Source organism: Rhodovulum sp. DZ06, from assembly GCF_050586345.1.
Classification (GTDB): Bacteria; Pseudomonadota; Alphaproteobacteria; order Rhodobacterales; family Rhodobacteraceae; genus JBOCEF01.
Map to the genome: position 1 here is coordinate 199,501 of NZ_JBOCEF010000001.1, position 19,828 is coordinate 219,328.

Sequence of the window (19,828 nt, forward strand, 5' to 3'; positions counted from 1 at the left end):
GGCGCAGACCCCCGGAACGAGTGGAGGCCCGGAACGAGTGGAGGTAGCTCACGTGAGACCGACGGACGAGGCTGAACTGGCCGAGGCGATCGCCTCGGCGACCGGGCCGCTGGAGATCATCGGCGGCGGATCGCGCGCGGGTTTCGGCCGCCCGGTCGAGGGCGTGCCGCTCGAGACGGGCGCGCTCTCGGGCGTGTCGGTCTATGAGCCGGGCGCGCTGTCGCTGGTCGCGGGCGCGGGCACGCCGCTGGCGGAGGTCGAGGCGCTGATCGCCGCCGAGAACCAGCGCTTCGCGTTCGAGCCGATGGACATGCGGCCCCTCCTCGGGACCTCCGGCGCGCCCACGGTGGGCGGGATGGCCGCCGCGGGGCTGGCCGGGCCGCGCCGGGTGCAGGCGGGCGCGGTGCGCGACGCCATGCTCGGCGTGCGCTTCGTCGACGGCGCCGGGCGCGTCATCAAGAATGGCGGGCGGGTGATGAAGAACGTCACCGGCTATGACCTGGTGAAGCTGCTCGCCGGGTCCCACGGCACGCTCGGGGTTCTGACCGAGATCAGCTTCAAGCTCTCCCCGATGCCCGAGGCCATGGCGACGCTGCGCATCGACGGGCTGGACGATTCCGGCGCCGTGGCGGCGATGTCGGCGGCGCTCGGCTCGCCCTATGACGTGACCGGCGCGGCGCACCTGCCGGGGCAGGGGACGTTTGTGCGGATCGAGGGGCTGGACGGCTCGGTCGCCTATCGCCGCGACCGGCTGCGCGAATTGCTGTGCGTGCACGGCGCGGTGGACGACGTGGACGGGGACGGCCCCTGGGCCGACATCCGCGACGTGTCCGCCTTCGCGGGGCGCGAGGGCGCGGTCTGGCGGCTGTCGATGCGGCCGTCCTCGGCCCCTGGCGTGGTCGCCCGCATCGCCGCCCGCCGCAGCGCCGAGGTGCAGTATGACTGGGGCGGGGGCCTCGTGTGGCTGTTGACGCCCGGGGCCGGCGACGCCGGCGCCGCCGTGATCCGCGAAGAGCTGGGCGCCGCGGGCCACGCCACGCTGGTCCGCGCCCCCGAGCCCGTGCGCGCCGCGACCCCGGTGTTCCAGCCCGAGCCCGCGCCGCTCGCCGCCCTCTCCGCCGGGCTGCGCGCGAAGTTCGACCCGCGCGGGATCCTCAACCCCGGGCGCATGACGCCCGCCGAACTCCATGCCGGGGCCGCCTGATGCAGACCAATTTCACCCCCGAACAGCTGCAGGACCCCGGGATCGCCCGGTCCAACAAGATCCTGCGCTCCTGCGTGCATTGCGGGTTCTGCACCGCCACCTGCCCGACCTACCAGGTGCTGGGCGACGAGCTGGATTCCCCCCGCGGCCGCATCTACCTGATCAAGGAGATGCTGGAGACGGGCCGCCCCGCCGACGCGAAGACGGTCAAGCACGTGGACCGCTGCCTCGGGTGCCTCGCCTGCATGTCGACCTGCCCGTCGGGGGTCGATTACATGCACCTTCTCGACCATGCCCGCGCGCATATCGAGAAGACCTGGAAGCGCCCGCTCTATGACCGCGTGCTGCGCGGGGTGCTGGCGGCGATCCTGCCCTATCCGACCCGCTTCCGCGTCGCCATCCTCGGGGCCTGGGCCGCGCGCCCGTTCCGCAAGGCGATGCCGAGGGAGCTGCGCGCGATGGTCGAGATGGCCCCGCGCGACCTGCCGCCCCCGAGCCTCTTCGACCAGCCGCAGGTGATCCCGGCGCAGGGAGAGCGCAAGCGCCGCGTGGCCCTGATGACCGGCTGCGCGCAAAAGGCCCTCGATACCGAGATCAACGAGGCGACGATCCGCCTGCTGACCCGCCATGGCTGCGAGGTGGTGATCGCCGAGGGCGCCGGCTGCTGCGGGGCGCTGACGCATCACATGGGCAAGGCGGACAGTTCCCACGCCTTCGCCAAGGCCAACATCAAGGCCTGGACGCGGGAGATCGACGGCGAGGGCCTCGACGCCGTGGTCATCAACGCCTCGGGCTGCGGCACCACGGTGAAGGATTACGGGGTGATGTTCGAAGACACCCCGTATGAACGCAAGGCGCAGAAGATCGCCGCCATGACGCGCGACATCACCGAGTTCATGGAGGAGATCGGCCTCGGCCCGGTCGCCGAAGACGCCGGGGCGAAGGGCCTGCGCGTCGGCTATCACGCGGCCTGCTCGCTCCAGCACGGGCAGAAGGTGACGGCGGCGCCCAAGCGGCTGCTGAAACAGGCGGGGTTCGAGGTGGCCGAGCCCGCCGATCCGCACCTGTGCTGCGGCTCGGCCGGGACCTACAACCTGCTCCAGCCCGAGATCGCGGGCCAGCTGCAGGACCGCAAGGTCGCGACGCTCGAGGCGGTGAACCCGGACGTGATCTCGGCGGGCAATATCGGCTGCATGGTGCAGATCGGCGCCAAGGCGGGCGCCCCGGTGGTGCACACCGCGCAGCTGCTCGACTGGGCCACCGGCGGGCCGGTCCCCCCGGCGCTGGCGGGGGGCTGAGCGGCGCGGCGCCGCCCCGGGACGGCCCGGCGCGCGGGTGAACATCGCCTTCAGGCTCTGTTGCGGTTCTTGCGTTCTACTTGCGGTAGCGCGCTTGTCCCGACGCTTCCTGTGCGCCATGTTCAGGGAAGGGGTGGGCCTGCGGATCTTGATGCAGGGGATGGCTGCATGAGCCAAGGCTTTTACATGCGCATGTTTGCGCGCGAACCGGACCGGGCGGCGCAGCGCATGCGCCGGGACGCGGTCATCCGCCCCATGCGCGCCGCCGCCGGCGCGCTTGTCGCCGCGCTGCTGGCCGCCGCCGCCGCCGCGCCGCCCGCCGCCGCCGACGACGCCGCGCCGGCCCGGCCGGGGGCCGAGACCGGGCCGCGCGCCCCCCTCGCCGCCGCCGTCTCGCGCCTTGGCGACGCCCCGCGCCGCTGGGCGCCCGAGACCGAGCGCCGCCTCGCCTCCCATGCCGAGCAGAAGCAGTGGGAGGCCGTGGGCCGCGTCAACGCGGGCGGCTCGGGCTTCTGCACCGGCACCCTCGTCTCGGACCGCCACGTCGTCACCGCCGCGCATTGCGTGATCAACGCGCGCACCGGGCGGGCCTGGCGGCCCGGCTCGATCCATTTCGTCGCCGGGTATCGCAAGGGGGGCTACGCCGCCCACCGCACCGCGCTGCGCATCGCGCTGGTCGATCCCGACCACCCGATGTCGCCCAAGGCGCGGGCCGAACTGGCCGACATCTCCCGCGATCTCGCGGTGCTCGAACTCTCGCGCCCGATCACGGCCGAGGAGGTCCGGCCGATCCCCCTCGCCCTTCCCGGCGTCACCCCGCACCATGTCGACGTCTATTCCTATGGCCGCGACCGGGCCGAGGCGCTGTCGGTGGAGCGCGGCTGCGCGGTGCTGGCCCGGCGCGGCGAGGTCCTGTTCACCCGCTGCGAGGCGACGCCCGGCGTTTCGGGCGCGCCGCTGGTCGCCGTCGGCCCCGAGGGCGGGCGCGCGGGCGCGCGGGTGCTCGGCGTGGTCTCGGTCATGGGCCGCTCCACCGCCGATTCGCGCGGCGCCCCCCGCGGCGCCGGCCCCGCGCTCGGCGTCGCCGCCGACCGCCTTGGCAAGGATCTGATCGAGTCGCTTCAATGATGCACACAGCTTTGCGCCGCGCGGCCGCGTATCTCGCCCTTTCGGCGACGGCCGCCTTCCTCGTCCCCTCCGCCGCCCCGGCGCAGGAGACCGCCGCCCGCCGGATGCTGCCCGATTACGAACAGCGCGAATGGCGCGGCGTGGGGCGGCTGAACATCACCGGCGGGGGCTATTGCACCGCCACGCTGCTGTCCGAGACGCTGGCCGTGACCGCGGCGCACTGCCTCTATGACGACCTGCGGCGGCGCTATGACACCGAGGTCTATTTCGCCGCCGGCTATCGCGACGGGACCTGGGAGGCGATCCGACAGGCCAGGCGCACCGCGGTGCATCCCGATTACGTGCCCACCCGCGGGCGCCGGATGAAGATCGACAACGTCTATTCCGACATCGCGCTGGTGGAGCTGGACGCGCCGGTGCTCGGCTCGCGCATCCCGCACTACCCGCCCGACGCGCTGCCGGCCAAGGACGGGGCGGTGGCGCTGCTCAGCTATGGCCGGGGCCGCAGCTTCGCGCTGTCCTTGCAGGAGCCGTGCCGGGTCCGCGGCCGCGACGGCGACATCGCCCGGCTGACCTGCGAGGTCGCGCCCGGATCCTCGGGCGCGCCGGTGTTCCGCCGGGCGGCGGACGGCGCCCCGCAGATGGTGGCGATCATCTCGGGCCATGACCGCAGCCAGACCTACGCGGCCGTGCTCGACGCCGCGCTGCCGACCCTCAAGGCGCGGCTGAAGACCCACGAGGTCGCGCGCAAGAGCGTCGCGGCCCCCGGCGCGGGCGCCGCGGCGGGCGGCGGCGGCGCGTTCAAGTCGGTGCGCCCGGGGGGCGGGCTGTCGGGCGGTTCGGCCTGGCAGGGGCGCAGGCCCCCGGGCGGCTGAGGGGGGCGGCCGAAGGGGCGGCCGCGGCGGGGGGCCGAGGGCCCCCGATCCCGACCGCAGGACCGGCGGCGCCGTCCCGAAAAGGGCGGCGCCGCCTGCATTTGCGGGGGCGCGGGCCGGGGTCTTGACGCCCCGCGGAACGCTTCCCATCTGGGTGTCATGCGCCGGTCGCCGCTCCAGGGGCCGGCGCGCGAATGACCAACCGCGGGGCCGGTCCGATGCCGGAGGGCCCCTGACACATGTCGCTCAGACCAGAGGATATGCAGCCATGCGCACGTTCGACTTCAGCCCGCTCTACCGCTCCACCGTCGGCTTCGACCGCCTCGCCTCGATGCTCGACAACGTGATGACCGCCGAGCAGAGCGGCGCCCCGGGCTATCCCCCCTACAACATCGAGAAGACGGGCGAGACCAGCTATCGCATCACCGTCGCCGCCGCCGGCTTCGCCGAGGACGAGCTGTCCGTGGAAAGCCGCGACGGCCAGCTGGTGATCTCGGGCCGCAAGCCCGAGGGCGAAGAGGGCGAGGCCCCCGTCTATCTCCACCGCGGCATCGCCGCCCGCGCCTTCGAGAAGCGCTTCCAGCTTGCCGACCACGTCCGCCCGGTCGCGGCGAAGACCGAGAACGGCCTTCTGCATGTCGACCTGGTGCGCGAGGTGCCCGAGGCCCTGCGTCCCCGCCGGATCGAGATCCAGTCCGCGAACGGGACCCGCAAGGCGATCGAGGGCGAGGCCGAGAAGACCGTCAACTGATCGCGCGCCCCGTCTCCGGGGCCTGAATGCAAGACGCCCCGCCCGGGACCTCCGGGCGGGGCGTTTTCGTGCGCGCCGGACGGCTCAGCGAGCGCCGCTTTTCAGGATGTGAAGCGCAGACGTGGGAAACCGTCCGTACAACAGCTCATGCATGTAGGGATCGTAGTGGGCGAGGCAGAGCTTGCCGAAATCTTCCGGATCCATCTGCAGGGCGCGGGCGTAGTCCTTGAGCTTGTCGGGCGGGATCCGTGTGCGCCCCAGTTCGATCTGGGAGATCATGGTGTAATAAGTGAACCCGACCTCCTGGGCCAGTTCGTGCTGGGTCATCCCGAGGTCCTTGCGGCGGTCCTGCAGGGTTTCGCCAAGCGTCTTGCGCAGTTCTGCAACCTGTTCCGGGTTAAAGCCGTGTTGAGGGTGAGTCAGAGTCATCGTTCGTTTAGAGGGTCTAGTCTTCGCGCGGCGTGCCGCGCATTGGTGTCGCAAGAGAGGAGCGGCTACGACGAAACCCAACGGCAAGGTTGAGCCCACCGTGCCGGACGCCGCGCTGGGCGGCGCCGCTTCCGGCTGGGACGTCAGCCCCTCACAAGAAGCGCCCCACAGATAGGGCGCTTCTTTAAGCATGCCAATATTCACGCCAGCCAGTTCACGTCGCCGACGAAGATGTAGCCCGCGCCATAGATCGTGCGGATCAGCGTCGGGTTCTTCGGATCGTCCCGCAGCTTGGTGCGCAGGCGGCTGACGCGCACGTCGATGGCCCGGTCGAAGCCATCGCCCGCCGCGCCGCCGATCCCGTCCTGGATCTGGGCGCGCGACAGCAGCCGGTTCGGGGTCTCGAGGAACAGGCGCAGCATCTCGCCCTCGGCCCGCGACAGGCGGATCGCCTCGCCGTCGGGGGCGCTCAGCTGGAAGGTGTCGAAATCCGCCTCCCACCCCGCGAAGCCCGCGCGGCGGCGGCGGCCGGCGGCGGCGCTGCGTTCCGAGCGGCGCAGCAGCACCCGGATCCGGGCCACCACCTCGGCCGGGTCGAACGGCTTGACGATGTAGTCGTCGGCCCCGAGCTCCAGCCCGGCGATCTTGTCCTGCACCCCGCCGCGCCCCGAGACGATCATGACGGCCGCCCCCTGCTCCTGCGCGACCTTGTAGACCAGCGCCAGCCCGTCGGTGTCGGGCAGCCCGAGGTCGATCAGGCAGACCGCGGGGGCGATGCGCTGGGCGGCGGTCTCGAACGCGCGGGCGGTGGCGAAGCCCTGGACGCGGAAGCCCACGGCCTCGAGCGCGGCGCGCAGCACCGCGATCACGTCCGGCTCGTCGTCGACGATGGCGATCAGGGGCGCGGCCTCGGCTTGCTGGGTCATGGCGCGGGCTCCGCATCGGCCGGGGCGGCGGCGGGGGCGCGCAGCTCGGCGAGGCGCGCCTCCAGCTCCTCGGCGGTGAAGGGTTTGGGGAGCACGGCGCGCCCTTCCTCGGCGGCCTGGCGGCGCTCGGGCGTGTCGGCGGGCAGGCCGGTGGTCAGCAGCACCCGCAGCTCGGGCCGCGCCGCGGCCAGCTTGCCGGCGACGTCGAGCCCGGTCAGCCCGGCGCCCATGTCGATGTCCGAGACCACGAGGCGGATGTCCTCGATCCGGGCGGCGAGGTCCAGCGCCTCCTCGCCGCTGGCCGCTTCCAGCACCGGCCAGCCCATGTCGGTCAGCGCCCCGCGCAGCACCGCGCGCAGGTCCGGCGAATCGTCGGCCACGAGGGCGATTCCCTCGGGCGCGGGGCCCTGGGCGGGGCGGGAGAGGTCGGGGCCGGGATCGGCCGCCCCCGCATCCTCGGGGCGGCCCACCGGCAGGCGCAGCGTCACGCAGGCGCCGCGCCCGGGCGCCGCGCCGATTTCCAGCGATCCGCCCGCCGCGGTGGCGAAGCCGTAGACCATCGACAGCCCCAGCCCCGAGCCGCCATGGCCCTTGGTGGAGAAGAACGGCTCCACCGCCCGCTCGCGCGCCTCGGCCTCGAAGCCCGGGCCGTCATCCGTGACGGCGACCACCAGCATCGGGTCGCCATCGGCCCCCGCCTCGGTCCGGGCCGAGAGGGTGATCTCGCCGTCCGTCCCCGCCATCTGCACCGCGTCGCGGGCGTTGAGCAGCAGGTTCAGCGCCGCGTCCTGGAGCTGGCCCGCGTCGATCCAGGCGGGGGGCAGCCCGGCCTGGATCTCGGTCACCAGCCGCACGCCGGGGGGCAGGGAGGGCGCCGTCAGCTCGGCCAGCCCGCGCAGCAGGCCGCCCGCGTCGGCGCGCGCCCGGGTCAGTTCGCGCCGGTCCGACACGTGCGAGAGCCGTTCGATCAGCGCGGCGCCGCGGCGGGCGGCGGCGCGGGTGGCCTCGGCCGCCTCGCGCGCGGCCGGGGGCAGGGCGGGATCGTCGAGGATCCGCCCCTGCATCCCGAGGATCACGGTCAGCAGGTTCGAGAAATCATGCGCCAGGCCGCGGGTCAGCTGCGCGGCGGCCTGCATCTTCTTGGTCTGCAGCACGGCCTCGGCGGCGCGGCGTTCCTCGGTGACGTCGAGCGAGAGCAGGTAGAAGCCGCGCACCCGCGGGGGGATCCCCTCGGGGCGGGGGCTGTCGTCGAAGATCGGGGTGAAGGCGACGCGGGTCGCGGCCTCGGCGCCGTCGCGGCGGCGGTGGCGGAACTCGCAGCGCGCGGGGCGGCCGGCCAGCGCGTCCTCGATGCTCGGGCCGATCTTGTCGAAGATCTCGGCCCCCAGCACCTCGTCCATGCGCCGCCCGATCACCTCCGAATCGCCGCTGCCCGTCACCTCGCCAAGGCGGCGGTTGGAGTAGCGGTAGACCAGGTCCCGGTCGACATAGGCGATATGGGCGGGGGTCGCCTCGGTCGCCAGCCGCGCCCGCGCCTCGGAGCGCACGAGGGCGCGCTGCGTCTCGGTCAGCGCGGCGTTGGCGGCGGCGAGCTCGCGGTTGGCGCGCGCGAGTTCGGCGGAGTGCTGGAGGAGCTGTTCCGACAGGTCGGCCGAGCGGGCGCGCAGCAAACGTTCCTGGCGCCTGTGCGCGGTGATGTCGGTATAGACCGCCACCCAGCCGCCCTGCGCCAGCGGGTGCCCCTCGATGCTGATGGTGGTCCCGTCGGGGCGGTCGCGCTCGATGTAATGGGCCTCGAAGGCGCGGGCGCGGTCCACCCGCTCGGCGATCATGCTCTCCGCCTCGCCGTCGCGCACCGGGCCGTATTCGCCCCGTTCCACCAGGAAGCGAATGATGTCCTCGAACCGGGCGCCTCGATAAACGAGCGTGCGGGGCAGGGCGAACATCTCGGTGAAGCGGGCGTTCCAGCCGACCAGCTGCAGGTCCGCGTCGAAGATCGTGAGCGCCTGCTGGATCAGGTTGAACCCGGCCTGGATCAGCGTTGGATCCACCGTTTCATAGCTTTCGGACCTGACGGGCGCGCGTGTCATGGGCAAAGCGATAGCCCCGGCCCGGCGCCCGGGCAAGCGCAGGATCCGGCCTGTTGCAATTCGTTAGGATTTCGAAAAATTGCCGAAACGCTGCGCTGTTTGAAAGGTGATGAAGGCCCGGGGGGGCTTTCGGTCTTGACCCTGCGGTTGCAGCGCCGATGATGCGAAGCGCCCGGGGACGCCGGTCCGGCGAAAGATCGGAAGGCCGCCACGGGCATCAAGGCGCGGCGCGCGTGGGAGTGCGCGCCGCCCGCATGGGAGGACATCGACGTGACGCAAGCCGCCGCGCCCTCGGGCGCGCTCGACACGTTTCCGAAGCTTCTCGAGGCGAATGCGAGCCGGTTCAAGGGCCGTCCCGCAAGCCGCGTGAAGGAATTCGGCATCTGGCAGAGCTGGACCTGGGACGAGGTGCGCGACGAGACGCGCGCCATCGCCATGGGCCTGATGGATCTCGGGCTTCAGCCCGCGGAGAAAGTCTGCATCGTGGGGTCGAACCGGCCCCGCCTTTACTGGTCCATGTGCGCCATCGGCTACTGCGCCGCGGTGCCGGTGCCGGTCTACCAGGACATGAACGCCGAGGAGATGGCCTATGTCCTCGACCACGCGGGCGCCGTCATGGTGATCTGCGAGGACCAGGAGCAGGTCGACAAGGTGCTGTCGATCAAGGACCGCCTGCCGGAGCTTCGGCACGTGGTCTATGACGACCGCCGCGGCCTGCGCAAATACGATCACACCACGCTGCACTGGCTCGACGACGTCGAGAAGGCCGGCGAGGCCCGCGCCGGAGAGCTGGGGCCGAAGATCGACGCGCTGATCGCGACCCAGACCCCCGACGACACCTGCGTGATGCTCTACACCTCGGGCACCACCGGCAAGTCCAAGGGCGTGGTCCTGTCGAACCGCAACATCATCGAGACCGCGAAGGGCTCGGTGGAATTCGACAAGCTGACCGCGACCGACAGCGTGCTCGCCTACCTGCCCATGGCCTGGGTCGGCGACTTCATCTTCTCGATGGGCCAGGCCTATGTCGCGGGCTTCTGCGTCTGCTGCCCCGAAAGCCCCGAGACGATGATGGCCGACCTCAAGGAAATCGGTCCGACCTATTTCTTCGCGCCGCCCCGGATCTTCGAGACGCTGCTGACCAACGTGTCCATCCGCATGGAGGACGCCTCGCCGCTGAAGCAGCGCATGTACAAGAAGTACATGGAGATCGCCCGCCGCGTCGGCCCCGCGCTGCTCGACGGCAAGGCGGTCTCGGCCAAGGACAAGCGCGACTACAAGATCGGCGAATGGCTGGTCTACGGGCCGCTCAAGAACGCCCTCGGGCTGTCGAACGTGCGCGTCGGCTACACCGCCGGCGAGGCGATCGGGCCGGAGATCTTCGAGTTCTACCGCTCGCTCGGCATCAACCTCAAGCAGCTCTACGGCCAGACGGAAGCCTCGGTGTTCATCACCGTGCAGCCCGACGGCGAGGTGCGCGCCGACACCGTGGGCGTCCCCGCCCCGGGCGTGGAGATCCGCATCGCCGACAACGGCGAGATCTTCTACCGCTCCCCCGGCACCTTCGTGGAATACTACAAGAACGAAGAGGCGACGCGGGACACCAAGGACCCCGAGGGCTGGGTCGCCACCGGCGACGCGGGCTTCTTCGAGGAAGGCTCGGGCCACCTGCGGATCATCGACCGCGCCAAGGATGTCGGCAAGATGGCCGACGGGTCGATGTTCGCGCCCAAGTATGTCGAGAACAAGCTGAAGTTCTACCCGGCCGTGCTCGAGGCCGTGGTGCTCGGCGGCGGGCGCGAGATGTGCACCGCGATGATCAACATCGACATGACCGCGGTCGGCAACTGGGCCGAGCGCAACAACATCGCCTACGCCTCCTACCAGGAGCTCGCGGCCCATCCCAAGGTCTACGCGATGGTCCAGGAAGCGGTCGAGGAGGTGAACCGCTCGGTCGCCGAGGACCCGATGCTGTCCGGCTGCCAGGTGCACCGCTTCGCGATCCTGCACAAGGAGCTGGACGCGGATGACGGCGAGATGACCCGCACCCGCAAGGTGCGCCGGAACATCGTGTCCGAGCGCTACGCGGCGCTGATCGACGCGTTCTACTCGGGCGCGCCCTCGGCCTTCGTCGACGCCCAGGTGACCTATGAGGACGGCCGCAAGGGCAGCCTCGCCGCGACGCTGGAGATCCGCGACGCCGCCGTGGTCGACGCGAAAAGGAAGCAGGTGGCATGAGCAGCAACGCCATTCACAACGCCGCCTCCGCGGCCGAGACCGACGCCGAGTATGCCCACCAGGAGATCGACCACGGCATCGCGCCGCGCGCGATCGGCGAGGTGGTGATGGAGGTGAAGAACATCACCCTGCGCTTCGGCGGCGTGGTCGCGATCAAGGACATCAGCTTCGACATCCGCGAGGGCGAGATCCGCGCGATCATCGGCCCGAACGGCGCCGGCAAGTCCTCGATGCTCAACGTCATCAACGGCTTCTATCACCCGCAGGAAGGCGAGCTGTGGTTCCACGGCAAGCAGCGCCAGGCGATGAAGCCCTACCAGATCGCCAAGCAGGGCATCGCCCGCACCTTCCAGAACATCGCGCTGTTCAAGGGCATGACCACGCTCGACAACATCATGACCGGGCGCATGACCCTGCAAAGCACCAACATGCTGCAGAACGCGATGTGGTGGTTCGGCGGGGCCGAGAAGGAAGACAACGCGCATCGCGAGAAGGTCGAGAAGATCATCGATTTCCTCGAGATCCAGGCGATCCGCAAGACGCCGGTCGGCCGGCTGCCCTACGGCCTGCAGAAGCGGGTCGAGCTCGGGCGCGCGCTGGCGGCCGAGCCGAAGCTGCTGCTGCTGGACGAGCCGATGGCGGGCATGAACGTCGAGGAGAAGGAGGACATGTGCCGCTTCATCCTCGACGTGAACGACGAGTTCGGGACCACCATCGTGCTGATCGAGCACGACATGGGCGTGGTCATGGACATCGCCGACCGGGTCGTGGTCCTCGATTACGGCAAGAAGATCGGCGACGGCACCCCCGACGAGGTGCGCAACAACCAGGCGGTCATCGACGCCTACCTGGGGGTGTCCCATGACTGATCCGCGCCTGACGACCCTGCTTTCCGGGAGCCTGTGATGCCCACCGAACTTCTCTATGCGCTGGAAACGACGCTGAACGGCCTGATGGCCGGCGTCATGTACGCGCTGGTCGCCCTCGGCTTCGTGCTGATCTTCAAGGCGTCCGGCATCTTCAACTACGCCCAGGGCGTGATGGCGCTGTTCGCGGCGCTGACGCTGGTGGGCATCCAGAACGGCCAGGTGCCGTTCGCCGAGCTGATCAACGCGATCTTCGGCACCGAGATCCACGGCTTCGGCTGGACCGTCCCGTCCATCCTGGCGATCATCCTGACGCTGTGCGTGATGCTGGTCTTCGCGATCCTGGTGGAACGCATCATCCTGCGCCGGCTGGTGAACCAGGAGCCGATCATCCTGTTCATGGCCACCATCGGCCTCGCCTACTTCATGGAAGGCGTGGGCGACATGATGTGGGGCTCGGACATCAAGACGCTCGACGTCGGCCTGCCCTCCGGCGGCTCCTTCTGGTTCGAGGACCTGACCGCGTCCTGGGGCTCGCGCGAGGACGGCTGGTACGGGATGTATATCGACGTGCTCGACGTCTGGGCCGCCGTGGTCGCGGTGATCCTGGTGACCACGCTGACCCTGTTCTCGCAGTACACCAAGACCGGCCGGGCGCTGCGCGCGGTGGCGGACGACCACCAGGCCGCCCTCTCGGTCGGCATCTCGCTGCGCTACATCTGGGTCGTCACCTGGGCGATCGCGGGCTTCGTGGCCCTCGTCGCGGGGATCATGTGGGGCTCCAAGTCCGGCGTCCAGTTCTCGCTCTCGCTCATCGCCCTCAAGGCGCTGCCGGTGCTGATGCTGGGCGGGTTCACCTCGATCCCCGGCGCCATCGTCGGCGGGCTGATCATCGGCGTGGGCGAGAAGCTGTTCGAACAGTTCGCCGGCCCGCTGCTGGGCGGCGCGACCGAGAACTGGTTCGCCTACGTGCTGGCGCTGGTCTTCCTCGTGTTCCGGCCGCAGGGCCTGTTCGGCGACAAGATCATCGAGAGGGTCTGACCCGATGGAGGCGATCATGGCTTTCGACGACGCCGCGCCGCGCGCGCCCTGGCAGCCCCGCGAGGGCGAGCCGACCCAGACCGGGGGCGCGCGCTCGCGCAAGCTGGTCGCCACGCTCTGCGTGCTCGGCTGGTCCGCCTTCTGGGTGTTCGGCTTCCTCGCGCTCAGCGGGGACATGGGGACGGGCGCGGTGTGGCTCGAGGGCCTGGCCGCCGCCGCGGGCTTCGGCCTCGGGATGTGGGCCTACCTGGACCTGTGCCGGGACACCCCGACCCGGGCCCGGGCCGCGGCGCCCGAGCATGACCCGCGCACGGCGCTGGACGAGGCGCGCGACGAGGAACACGGGGCCTGATCGGCGCGCCGCCCCCTGAGGAGGGGGGGCGGCGGCGACGACGGCCCGGGCGGCGCGCGGCCCCTTCCGCGATCGGAAGGCGGCGCGCCCGCGCAACAGACGACAGACGGGACCACAGACATGTTCTACCGTGAGGCAGGCGACTTCAAAACGTCCTACTCGGACGACGCCCAGACCTTCCCGATCAAGTTCGACCGCTACCGGTACTACTTCGTGCTGATCGTGGCGTTCGGGCTGATCCCCCTGCTGATCAACGACTACTGGGAAAAATCGGTGCTGGTGCCGTTCCTGGTGTTCTCGATCGCGGCGCTGGGGCTCAACATCCTGACCGGCTATTGCGGGCAGGTCTCGCTCGGCACCGGCGGCTTCATGGCGGTGGGGGCCTATGCCTGCTACAAGCTGATGACCGCCTTCCCGGACCTGAACATCTTCTTCGTCGTGCTGCTCTCGGGCGGGGTGACGGCGCTGGTGGGCGCGGCCTTCGGCCTGCCGTCGCTCAGGATCAAGGGGTTCTACCTCGCGGTCGCGACGCTGGCGGCGCAGTTCTTCCTGGTGTGGCTGTTCAACAAGGTGCCGTGGTTCTTCAACTACTCGGCCACCGGCCAGATCTCGGCGCCCGAGCGGACCGTGTTCGGCTTTGCGGTGACCGGCCCGAACGCGGCGCCCTGGGCGACCTACCTGTTCTGCCTGTCCTTCGTGTTCCTGCTGGCCTGGCTGGCGCGCAACCTGACGCGCGGGCGGACCGGGCGGCAGTGGATGGCGATTCGCGACATGGACATCGCGGCCGAGATCATCGGCGTGAACCCGCTGGTAGCCAAGCTGACCGCCTTCGCGACCTCGTCCTTCTACGTGGGCGTGGCCGGGGCGCTGTTCTTCTCGGTCTATCTCGGCGCGGTGGAGCCGACCGAGGCCTTCGGCATCAACCAGTCGTTCCTGGTGCTGTTCATGATCATCATCGGCGGGCTCGGCTCGGTCTTCGGGTCGTTCATCGGCGCCGGCTTCATGATCCTGCTGCCGGTGCTGCTCAAGAACCTCATGGTCGGCGGCATGGGCTGGTCCACCACCATCGCCACGCATACCGAATTCGTGGTCGTCGGCGGGCTGATCATCTTCTTCCTGATCGTGGAGCCGCACGGCCTCGCGCAGCTCTGGCGCCTGGGCAAGGAAAAGCTCCGGCTCTGGCCCTTCCCGCACTGAACCGCGTCGTCCCCGACCGGCCGGGAGGACGCCGGGCGGGGGCGCCGCACGCCTTCAAGAGACATGACGAAACCAGGGAGGTAAAAGTCATGAAAGCCATCAAACTCGCCGCCGTCGCGGCCGCGGCCATCGCCGCCGCGACCCCGGCCATGGCCGAGCTGGTGATCCCGGCCCTGAACTACCGCACCGGGCCCTACGCGCCCTCCGGCATTCCCTATGCCGACGGCTTCTCGGATTACATGACCCTGCTGAACGAGCGCGACGGCGGCGTCGGCGGCGAGCCGATCCGGGTGCTGGAGTGCGAGACCGGCTACAACACGCAGAAGGGCGTGGAGTGCTACGAGTCCACCAAGGGCGAGGGCGCGCTGGTCTACATCCCGCAGTCCACGGGCATCACCTACCAGCTGATCCCCAAGGCCTCGGCCGACGGCATCCCGGTCCACTCCATGGCCTATGGCCGCACCTCGGCGGTCAACGGCAAGGTGTTCAAGTGGGTGTTCAACCCCCCGGGCACCTACTGGGACGCCGCCTCGATCATGGTCAAGTACGCGATGGAGCAGGAGGGCGGCAGCCTCGAGGGCAAGAAGATCGCCCTGCTGTACCACAACTCCGCCTATGGCAAGGAGCCGATCCGCACGCTCGAGGTTCTGGCCGAGAAGCACGGCTATAACCTGACCCTGCTGCCGGTCGATCACCCGGGCCAGGAGCAGAAGTCGCAGTGGCTTCAGATCCGCCGCGAGCGCCCGGACTACGTGTTCATGTGGGGCTGGGGCGTGATGAACTCGGTCGCCATCCAGGAAGCCACCAACATCCGCTATGACATGAACAAGTTCATCGGCGTGTGGTGGTCCGGCTCCGAGGCGGACGTGGAGCCCGCGGGCGCCGGCGCCGACGGCTACAAGTCGATCACCTGGCACGCGCCGGGCGCCGACTTCCCGGCCTTCAAGCAGATCCAGGAGATGGTGATCGACGCCGGCAAGGGCGCCGGCGACGGCACCACCATCGGCGAGGTCGGCTACAACCGCGGCGTCTACGCCGCCGTGCTGGTGGCCGAGGCGATCGCCACGGCGCAGAAGCTGACCGGCAAGGCCAACATCACCGCCGCCGACATGCGCGACGGCTACGAGGCGCTGGGCATCTCCGAGGAACGCTGGGCCGAACTGGGCCTCGGCGGCTTCGCCCAGCCCTTCCAGGTGACCTGCGAGGACCACGGCGCGCCGCACCAGGGCGTCATCCAGCAGTGGGACGTCGAGTCGGCCTCCTGGAGCCTCGTGTCGGACTTCATGTCGCCCGACATGGACGTCGTGATGCCGCTGATCATGGAAGACTCCATGGCCTACGCCGCCGAGAACAACATCACCCCGCGCACCTGCGAGTGATGTCGTCCTGACGCGACGGGTCCCGGGCGCCGCGCGCGCCCGGGGCCGCCCCCCGCCCCCGTTTCGACGGGGGAGGGGACCCGCCGACGCCCCCTGGCATGCGCCGATGCGCGCCGGGGCGCGGTTTGCAACCAGATCACGCAGCGCGCGCGCCGACGCGCGCTTTAAGGAACGCAGACATGACCGACGCCGCCACGCTCGACGCCCCGGCCCAGTCCGCCCCGGCCGGGGAGACCATCCTCGAGGTCAACAACATCGAGGTGATCTACAACCACGTCATCCTCGTGCTGAAGGGCGTCAGCCTGTCCGTCCCCAAGGGCGGCATCACCGCCCTGCTCGGCGGCAACGGCGCCGGCAAGACCACCACGCTCAAGGCCATCTCCAACCTGCTGCACTCCGAGCGCGGCGAGGTGACCAAGGGCTCGATCACCTATCGCGGCGAACCGATCGCCGACCTGAACCCGGCCGAACTGGTGCGCCGCGGCGTGATCCAGGTGATGGAGGGGCGGCACTGCTTCGAGCACCTGACGGTGGAGGAGAACCTGCTGACCGGCGCCTACACCCGCTCGGGCGGCGGCGTGAAGGAGAGCCTGGAGCGCGTCTACCATTACTTCCCGCGTCTCAAGGAACGCCGGACCTCGCAGGCCGGCTATACCTCGGGCGGCGAGCAGCAGATGTGCGCCATCGGCCGCGCGATGATGGCGAACCCCGAGACGATTCTCCTCGATGAGCCGAGCATGGGTCTTGCGCCCCAGCTGGTGGAGCAGATTTTCGAGATCGTCAAAGAAGTTAACGAAAAAGAGGGCGTCTCGTTTCTCCTGGCGGAACAGAATACCAACGTTGCATTGCGATATGCGCATTATGGATACATACTCGAATCCGGCCGCGTGGTGATGGACGGCGCCGCAAAGGACCTGCGGGAAAACCAGGACGTCAAGGAGTTCTACCTCGGCATGTCCGAGCAGGGCCGCAAGTCGTTCCGGGACGTCCGGTCCTACCGTCGTCGCAAGCGCTGGCTGAGCTGATTGCGGGGTCGACGCGCCGGGGGGGTGCGTTCCTGCAGCGTTTGAGGAGGGACCCATGTCCAAGCGTCGCATGCTTGCCATCGCCGCCGCCTTCGCGGCTGCGCTGGCCCCGGCTGCACAAGCCGATCTGAACTTCTACACCCTGAACTATCGAACGGGGCCCTATGCCAATAACGGGATCCCGTCCGCGGACGGGTTCGCCGATTACATGACCTTGCTGAACGAGCGGGACGGCGGCATCGGCGGCGAGAAGGTCCATGTCGAGGCCTGCGAGTTCGGCTACAGCACCGAGAAGGGCCTCGCCTGTTACGAGAAGAACGCGGACAAGGGCACGCTGGCCTGGTTCCCGAACTCGACCGCGCTGGCCTACAAGATCATCGAGCTGGCCCGCGAAAGCGGCACGCCGGTGGTCACCCAGGGCTACGGCTTCGCCGCCGCCGCCAACGGGGAATACTTCCCCCACGTGTTCAACTTCCCCGCCAACTACTGGCACGGGGCCGCGGCGCAGGTCCGCTACATCAAGGAGAACACGCCGGGCGGCAACCTGAACGGGATGAAGATCGGGCTGGTCTATCACAACTCGCCCTATGGCAAGGAGCCGATCAACACCCTCAAGGCCCTCGCGGCCCGCGAGGGGTTCGAGGTGCTCTATTACCCGGTCGACCACCCGGGCAAGGAGCAGCGCGCGACCTGGGACCAGATCAAGACGGACAAGCCCGACTGGACCCTGCTCTGGGGCTGGGGCGAGATGAACCCGGTCGCGCTGCGCCAGGCCAAGCGGATCAAGTACCCGATGGAGCGCCTGTTCGGCGTCTGGTGGTCGGCGAACGAGACCGACGTGAAGAAGATCGGGCGGGCCGCGGATGGCTACAAGTCGATCAACTTCCACGCCGTGGGGACCGAGTTCAGCGCCTATAACGACCTGAACGAATACGTCTATTTCGCCGGCAAGGCGGCGGGCCAGGCCAACAACCTCGGCACCAGCCTCTACAATCGCGGGCTGCTCGCCGCCGCCACGGCGGCCGAGGCGATCCGCATCGCGCAGCGCATTCACGGGGTGTCGAAGATCGACCACCACATGATGCGCGACGGCTACGAGGCGCTGGTGGTGGACGACGCGATGCTGACGCGCATCGGGCTCGAGGGCTTCATCCCGCCGATGAAGCTGTCGTGCAAGAACCACCTCGGCGCCGGGATGGTGGCGATCAACGAATGGGACTCGCGCCTGCGCGGGTGGAAGCAGGTCACGGATTACTACGCGCCCGAGACCGCGCTGATCGACCCGCTGATCGAGGCGTATTCCGCCGGCTACGCCCAGAAGTTCGGCGTCGCCAGGCGGGACTGCAAATAACGCCGCGATGACCCCGGGGGGCGGCGCCCCCCGGACATCGTGGGCGCATCAGACAGGGGGCCGGAGAGGGCGACCTCTCCGGCCCTTTCGCGCCCCCGCCGCCCCCGAACCGGGGCAGGGGCCGCGTCCGATCCGGCCGGACGCGAAGCGCCCCGCGGCGCGCGCGAGCGAGCGAGAGACGAGACCCGGGGGCAGGGCCCGCAGCGCGCCCCGCGCGCGGCCCCGCCGCCAGACCATTTTCCGGCCCGCGCGCCCCTCGCGCGGGACCGGACCCCCACGTGCGGGAGGCGCGCGGGGAATGCAGACCGAAGCCGGAGCCTGATCCATGACCGACCATTACGACGCGCTTGAAACCCGCTCGGCCGACCAGCGCGCCGCCGACCTCGCCGCCGCGCTGCCCCGCCAGGTCGCCCGCGCGCAGGAGGCGCCCGCGATGGCCGCCCTGCTGGCGGGCGTCGACCCCGCCGCCGTCACCAGCCGCGAGGCGCTCGCCGCCCTGCCGGTGACCCGCAAGTCGGCGCTGGTCGAGGCGCAGGCCGCGCAGCCCCCGTTCGGCGGCTTCGTGCCCGGCGGCGCCGCCGCGACCGACCACGTGTTCCAGTCCCCCGGCCCGATCTACGAGCCGGGCGGGCGCGGCCAGGACTGGTGGCGCATGGGCCGCGCGCTTCATGCCGCGGGGATCGGCAAGGGCGACGTGGTGCAGAACTGCTTCTCCTACCACCTCACCCCCGCGGGGATGATCTTCGAGAACGGCGCCGCGGCCGTGGGCGCCACCGTGCTGCCCGCCGGCGTCGGGCAGACCGAGCTCCAGGTCCGCGCCGCCGCCGACGTGGGGACCACCGCCTATGCCGGGACGCCCGACTTCCTGAAGGTGATCCTCGACAAGGCCGACGAGATGGGCGTGGCGCTGCCGAAGCTGAAGAAGGCCATCGTCGGCGGCGGCGCGCTGTTCCCCTCGCTGCGCCAGGAATATGCCGACCGGGGCATCGCCTGCCTGCAGGGCTACGCCACCGCCGATGTCGGCTCGATCGGCTACGAGACGGTCGGCCCCGACGGGCTGGTCGAGGGGATGATGGTCGACGAGGGCGTGATCGTGGAGATCGTGCGCCCCGGCACCGGCGACCCCGTCGCCGATGGCGAGGTCGGCGAGGTGCTGGTGACCACCTTCAACCACGACTACCCGCTGATCCGCTTCGCCACCGGGGACATGTCCGCGGTGCTGACCGGCGCCTCGCCCTGCGGCCGGACCGGGATGCGCATCAAGGGCTGGATGGGCCGCGCCGACCAGACCGCCAAGATCAAGGGCATGTTCGTGCGCCCCGAGCAGGTGGCCGAGCTCGTCGCCCGCCACCCGGAGATCGCGAAGGCCCGCGTCACCGTCACCCGCGCGGACGAAAAGGACGTGATGGCGGTGCAGGTGGAAAGCGCCGAGACCTCGGACGGGTTCGTCGCCGCGGTGGCGGAGTCGGTGCAGGCCGCGCTCAAGCTGCGCGGCGCGGTCGAGGTGGTCGCCCCCGGCTCGCTGCCCAATGACGGCAAGGTCATTGAAGATGCGCGCAACTACGACTGAAGCTTCTTCAGGAAACCCTCCGGGGTGACCGAGCGGAAACGCATCCGGGCGGCGAGCATCTCGCCGCCCGGTCGCGTTTCGGGGGCATGATATGCGCATCCCGGAATG

The 19,828-nt window shown here is 70.3% G+C and carries 17 protein-coding genes; 14 read left to right on the forward strand and 3 right to left on the reverse strand.

Annotated features, from left to right (window positions below):
- The first annotated feature begins 52 nt into the window (after positions 1-52).
- The 5 genes from ACQ5SO_RS00910 (at position 53) to ACQ5SO_RS00930 (ending at position 5,256) form a co-directional block, all read left to right on the forward strand.
- Positions 53-1,204 carry an FAD-binding protein gene (locus ACQ5SO_RS00910; RefSeq protein WP_430939674.1) on the forward strand — a complete coding sequence of 384 codons (1,152 nt, stop codon included), beginning with the start codon at positions 53-55 and terminating at the stop codon, positions 1,202-1,204.
- Positions 1,204-2,502: a glycolate oxidase subunit GlcF gene (gene glcF, locus ACQ5SO_RS00915; protein ID WP_430939675.1), complete on the forward strand. Its 1,299-nt coding sequence runs from the start codon at positions 1,204-1,206 to the stop codon at positions 2,500-2,502. Before ACQ5SO_RS00910 ends, glcF begins: the two co-directional genes overlap by 1 nt.
- 168 nt (positions 2,503-2,670) lie before the next feature.
- Positions 2,671-3,630: a trypsin-like serine peptidase gene (locus ACQ5SO_RS00920; RefSeq protein ID WP_430939676.1), complete on the forward strand. Its 960-nt coding sequence runs from the start codon at positions 2,671-2,673 to the stop codon at positions 3,628-3,630.
- The gene (locus tag ACQ5SO_RS00925) at positions 3,627-4,505 is read left to right on the forward strand and encodes a trypsin-like serine peptidase (RefSeq protein WP_430939677.1); all 879 of its coding nucleotides are present in this window, start codon (positions 3,627-3,629) and stop codon (positions 4,503-4,505) included. Before ACQ5SO_RS00920 ends, ACQ5SO_RS00925 begins: the two co-directional genes overlap by 4 nt.
- Before the next feature lie 268 nt (positions 4,506-4,773).
- On the forward strand, positions 4,774-5,256 hold the full coding sequence (locus ACQ5SO_RS00930; RefSeq protein WP_430939678.1) for an Hsp20 family protein: 483 nt from the start codon (positions 4,774-4,776) through the stop codon (positions 5,254-5,256).
- Between the two features lie 84 nt (positions 5,257-5,340).
- On the opposite strand, the gene ACQ5SO_RS00935 is transcribed toward ACQ5SO_RS00930, so the two are convergent.
- Genes ACQ5SO_RS00935 through ACQ5SO_RS00945 form a run of 3 tightly spaced genes read right to left on the reverse strand, consistent with a single transcriptional unit; the run spans position 5,341 to position 8,701 of the window.
- Complete coding sequence (locus tag ACQ5SO_RS00935; RefSeq protein ID WP_430939679.1) at positions 5,341-5,877, reverse strand: helix-turn-helix domain-containing protein; 537 nt, start codon at positions 5,875-5,877, stop codon at positions 5,341-5,343.
- 8 nt (positions 5,878-5,885) lie between these two features.
- Positions 5,886-6,611, reverse strand: a complete 726-nt coding sequence (locus ACQ5SO_RS00940; protein ID WP_430939680.1) for a response regulator transcription factor — start codon at positions 6,609-6,611, stop codon at positions 5,886-5,888.
- Positions 6,608-8,701 (reverse strand): PAS-domain containing protein, encoded by a 2,094-nt coding sequence (locus ACQ5SO_RS00945; RefSeq protein ID WP_430939681.1) that lies wholly within the window; start codon positions 8,699-8,701, stop codon positions 6,608-6,610. The genes ACQ5SO_RS00940 and ACQ5SO_RS00945 overlap by 4 nt, the downstream gene beginning before the upstream one ends.
- A 270-nt stretch (positions 8,702-8,971) precedes the next feature.
- Here ACQ5SO_RS00945 and ACQ5SO_RS00950 point away from each other — a divergent pair, with 270 nt between their 5' ends.
- The 9 genes from ACQ5SO_RS00950 to ACQ5SO_RS00990 all read left to right on the forward strand — a co-directional run bounded on the left by ACQ5SO_RS00950 (position 8,972) and on the right by ACQ5SO_RS00990 (position 19,720).
- Entirely contained in the window at positions 8,972-10,939 is a 1,968-nt protein-coding gene (locus ACQ5SO_RS00950) for an AMP-binding protein (protein WP_430939682.1), read from the forward strand.
- A gap of 107 nt (positions 10,940-11,046) precedes the next feature.
- The gene (locus tag ACQ5SO_RS00955) at positions 11,047-11,808 is read left to right on the forward strand and encodes an ABC transporter ATP-binding protein (protein ID WP_430939728.1); all 762 of its coding nucleotides are present in this window, start codon (positions 11,047-11,049) and stop codon (positions 11,806-11,808) included.
- Between the two features lie 36 nt (positions 11,809-11,844).
- Positions 11,845-12,846, forward strand: a complete 1,002-nt coding sequence (locus ACQ5SO_RS00960) for a branched-chain amino acid ABC transporter permease (protein ID WP_430939683.1) — start codon at positions 11,845-11,847, stop codon at positions 12,844-12,846.
- A gap of 16 nt (positions 12,847-12,862) precedes the next feature.
- Positions 12,863-13,198, forward strand: a complete 336-nt coding sequence (locus ACQ5SO_RS00965; protein WP_430939684.1) for a hypothetical protein — start codon at positions 12,863-12,865, stop codon at positions 13,196-13,198.
- Between the two features lie 120 nt (positions 13,199-13,318).
- Complete coding sequence (locus tag ACQ5SO_RS00970; RefSeq protein ID WP_430939685.1) at positions 13,319-14,395, forward strand: branched-chain amino acid ABC transporter permease; 1,077 nt, start codon at positions 13,319-13,321, stop codon at positions 14,393-14,395.
- 89 nt (positions 14,396-14,484) lie between these two features.
- Complete coding sequence (locus ACQ5SO_RS00975) at positions 14,485-15,774, forward strand: ABC transporter substrate-binding protein (protein WP_430939686.1); 1,290 nt, start codon at positions 14,485-14,487, stop codon at positions 15,772-15,774.
- A gap of 179 nt (positions 15,775-15,953) precedes the next feature.
- Positions 15,954-16,799: an ABC transporter ATP-binding protein gene (locus tag ACQ5SO_RS00980; RefSeq protein ID WP_430939687.1), complete on the forward strand. Its 846-nt coding sequence runs from the start codon at positions 15,954-15,956 to the stop codon at positions 16,797-16,799.
- 55 nt (positions 16,800-16,854) lie between these two features.
- Positions 16,855-18,150 carry an ABC transporter substrate-binding protein gene (locus tag ACQ5SO_RS00985; RefSeq protein ID WP_430939688.1) on the forward strand — a complete coding sequence of 432 codons (1,296 nt, stop codon included), beginning with the start codon at positions 16,855-16,857 and terminating at the stop codon, positions 18,148-18,150.
- 325 nt (positions 18,151-18,475) lie between these two features.
- Complete coding sequence (locus ACQ5SO_RS00990) at positions 18,476-19,720, forward strand: phenylacetate--CoA ligase family protein (RefSeq protein WP_430939689.1); 1,245 nt, start codon at positions 18,476-18,478, stop codon at positions 19,718-19,720.
- Positions 19,721-19,828: the final 108 nt, after the last annotated feature.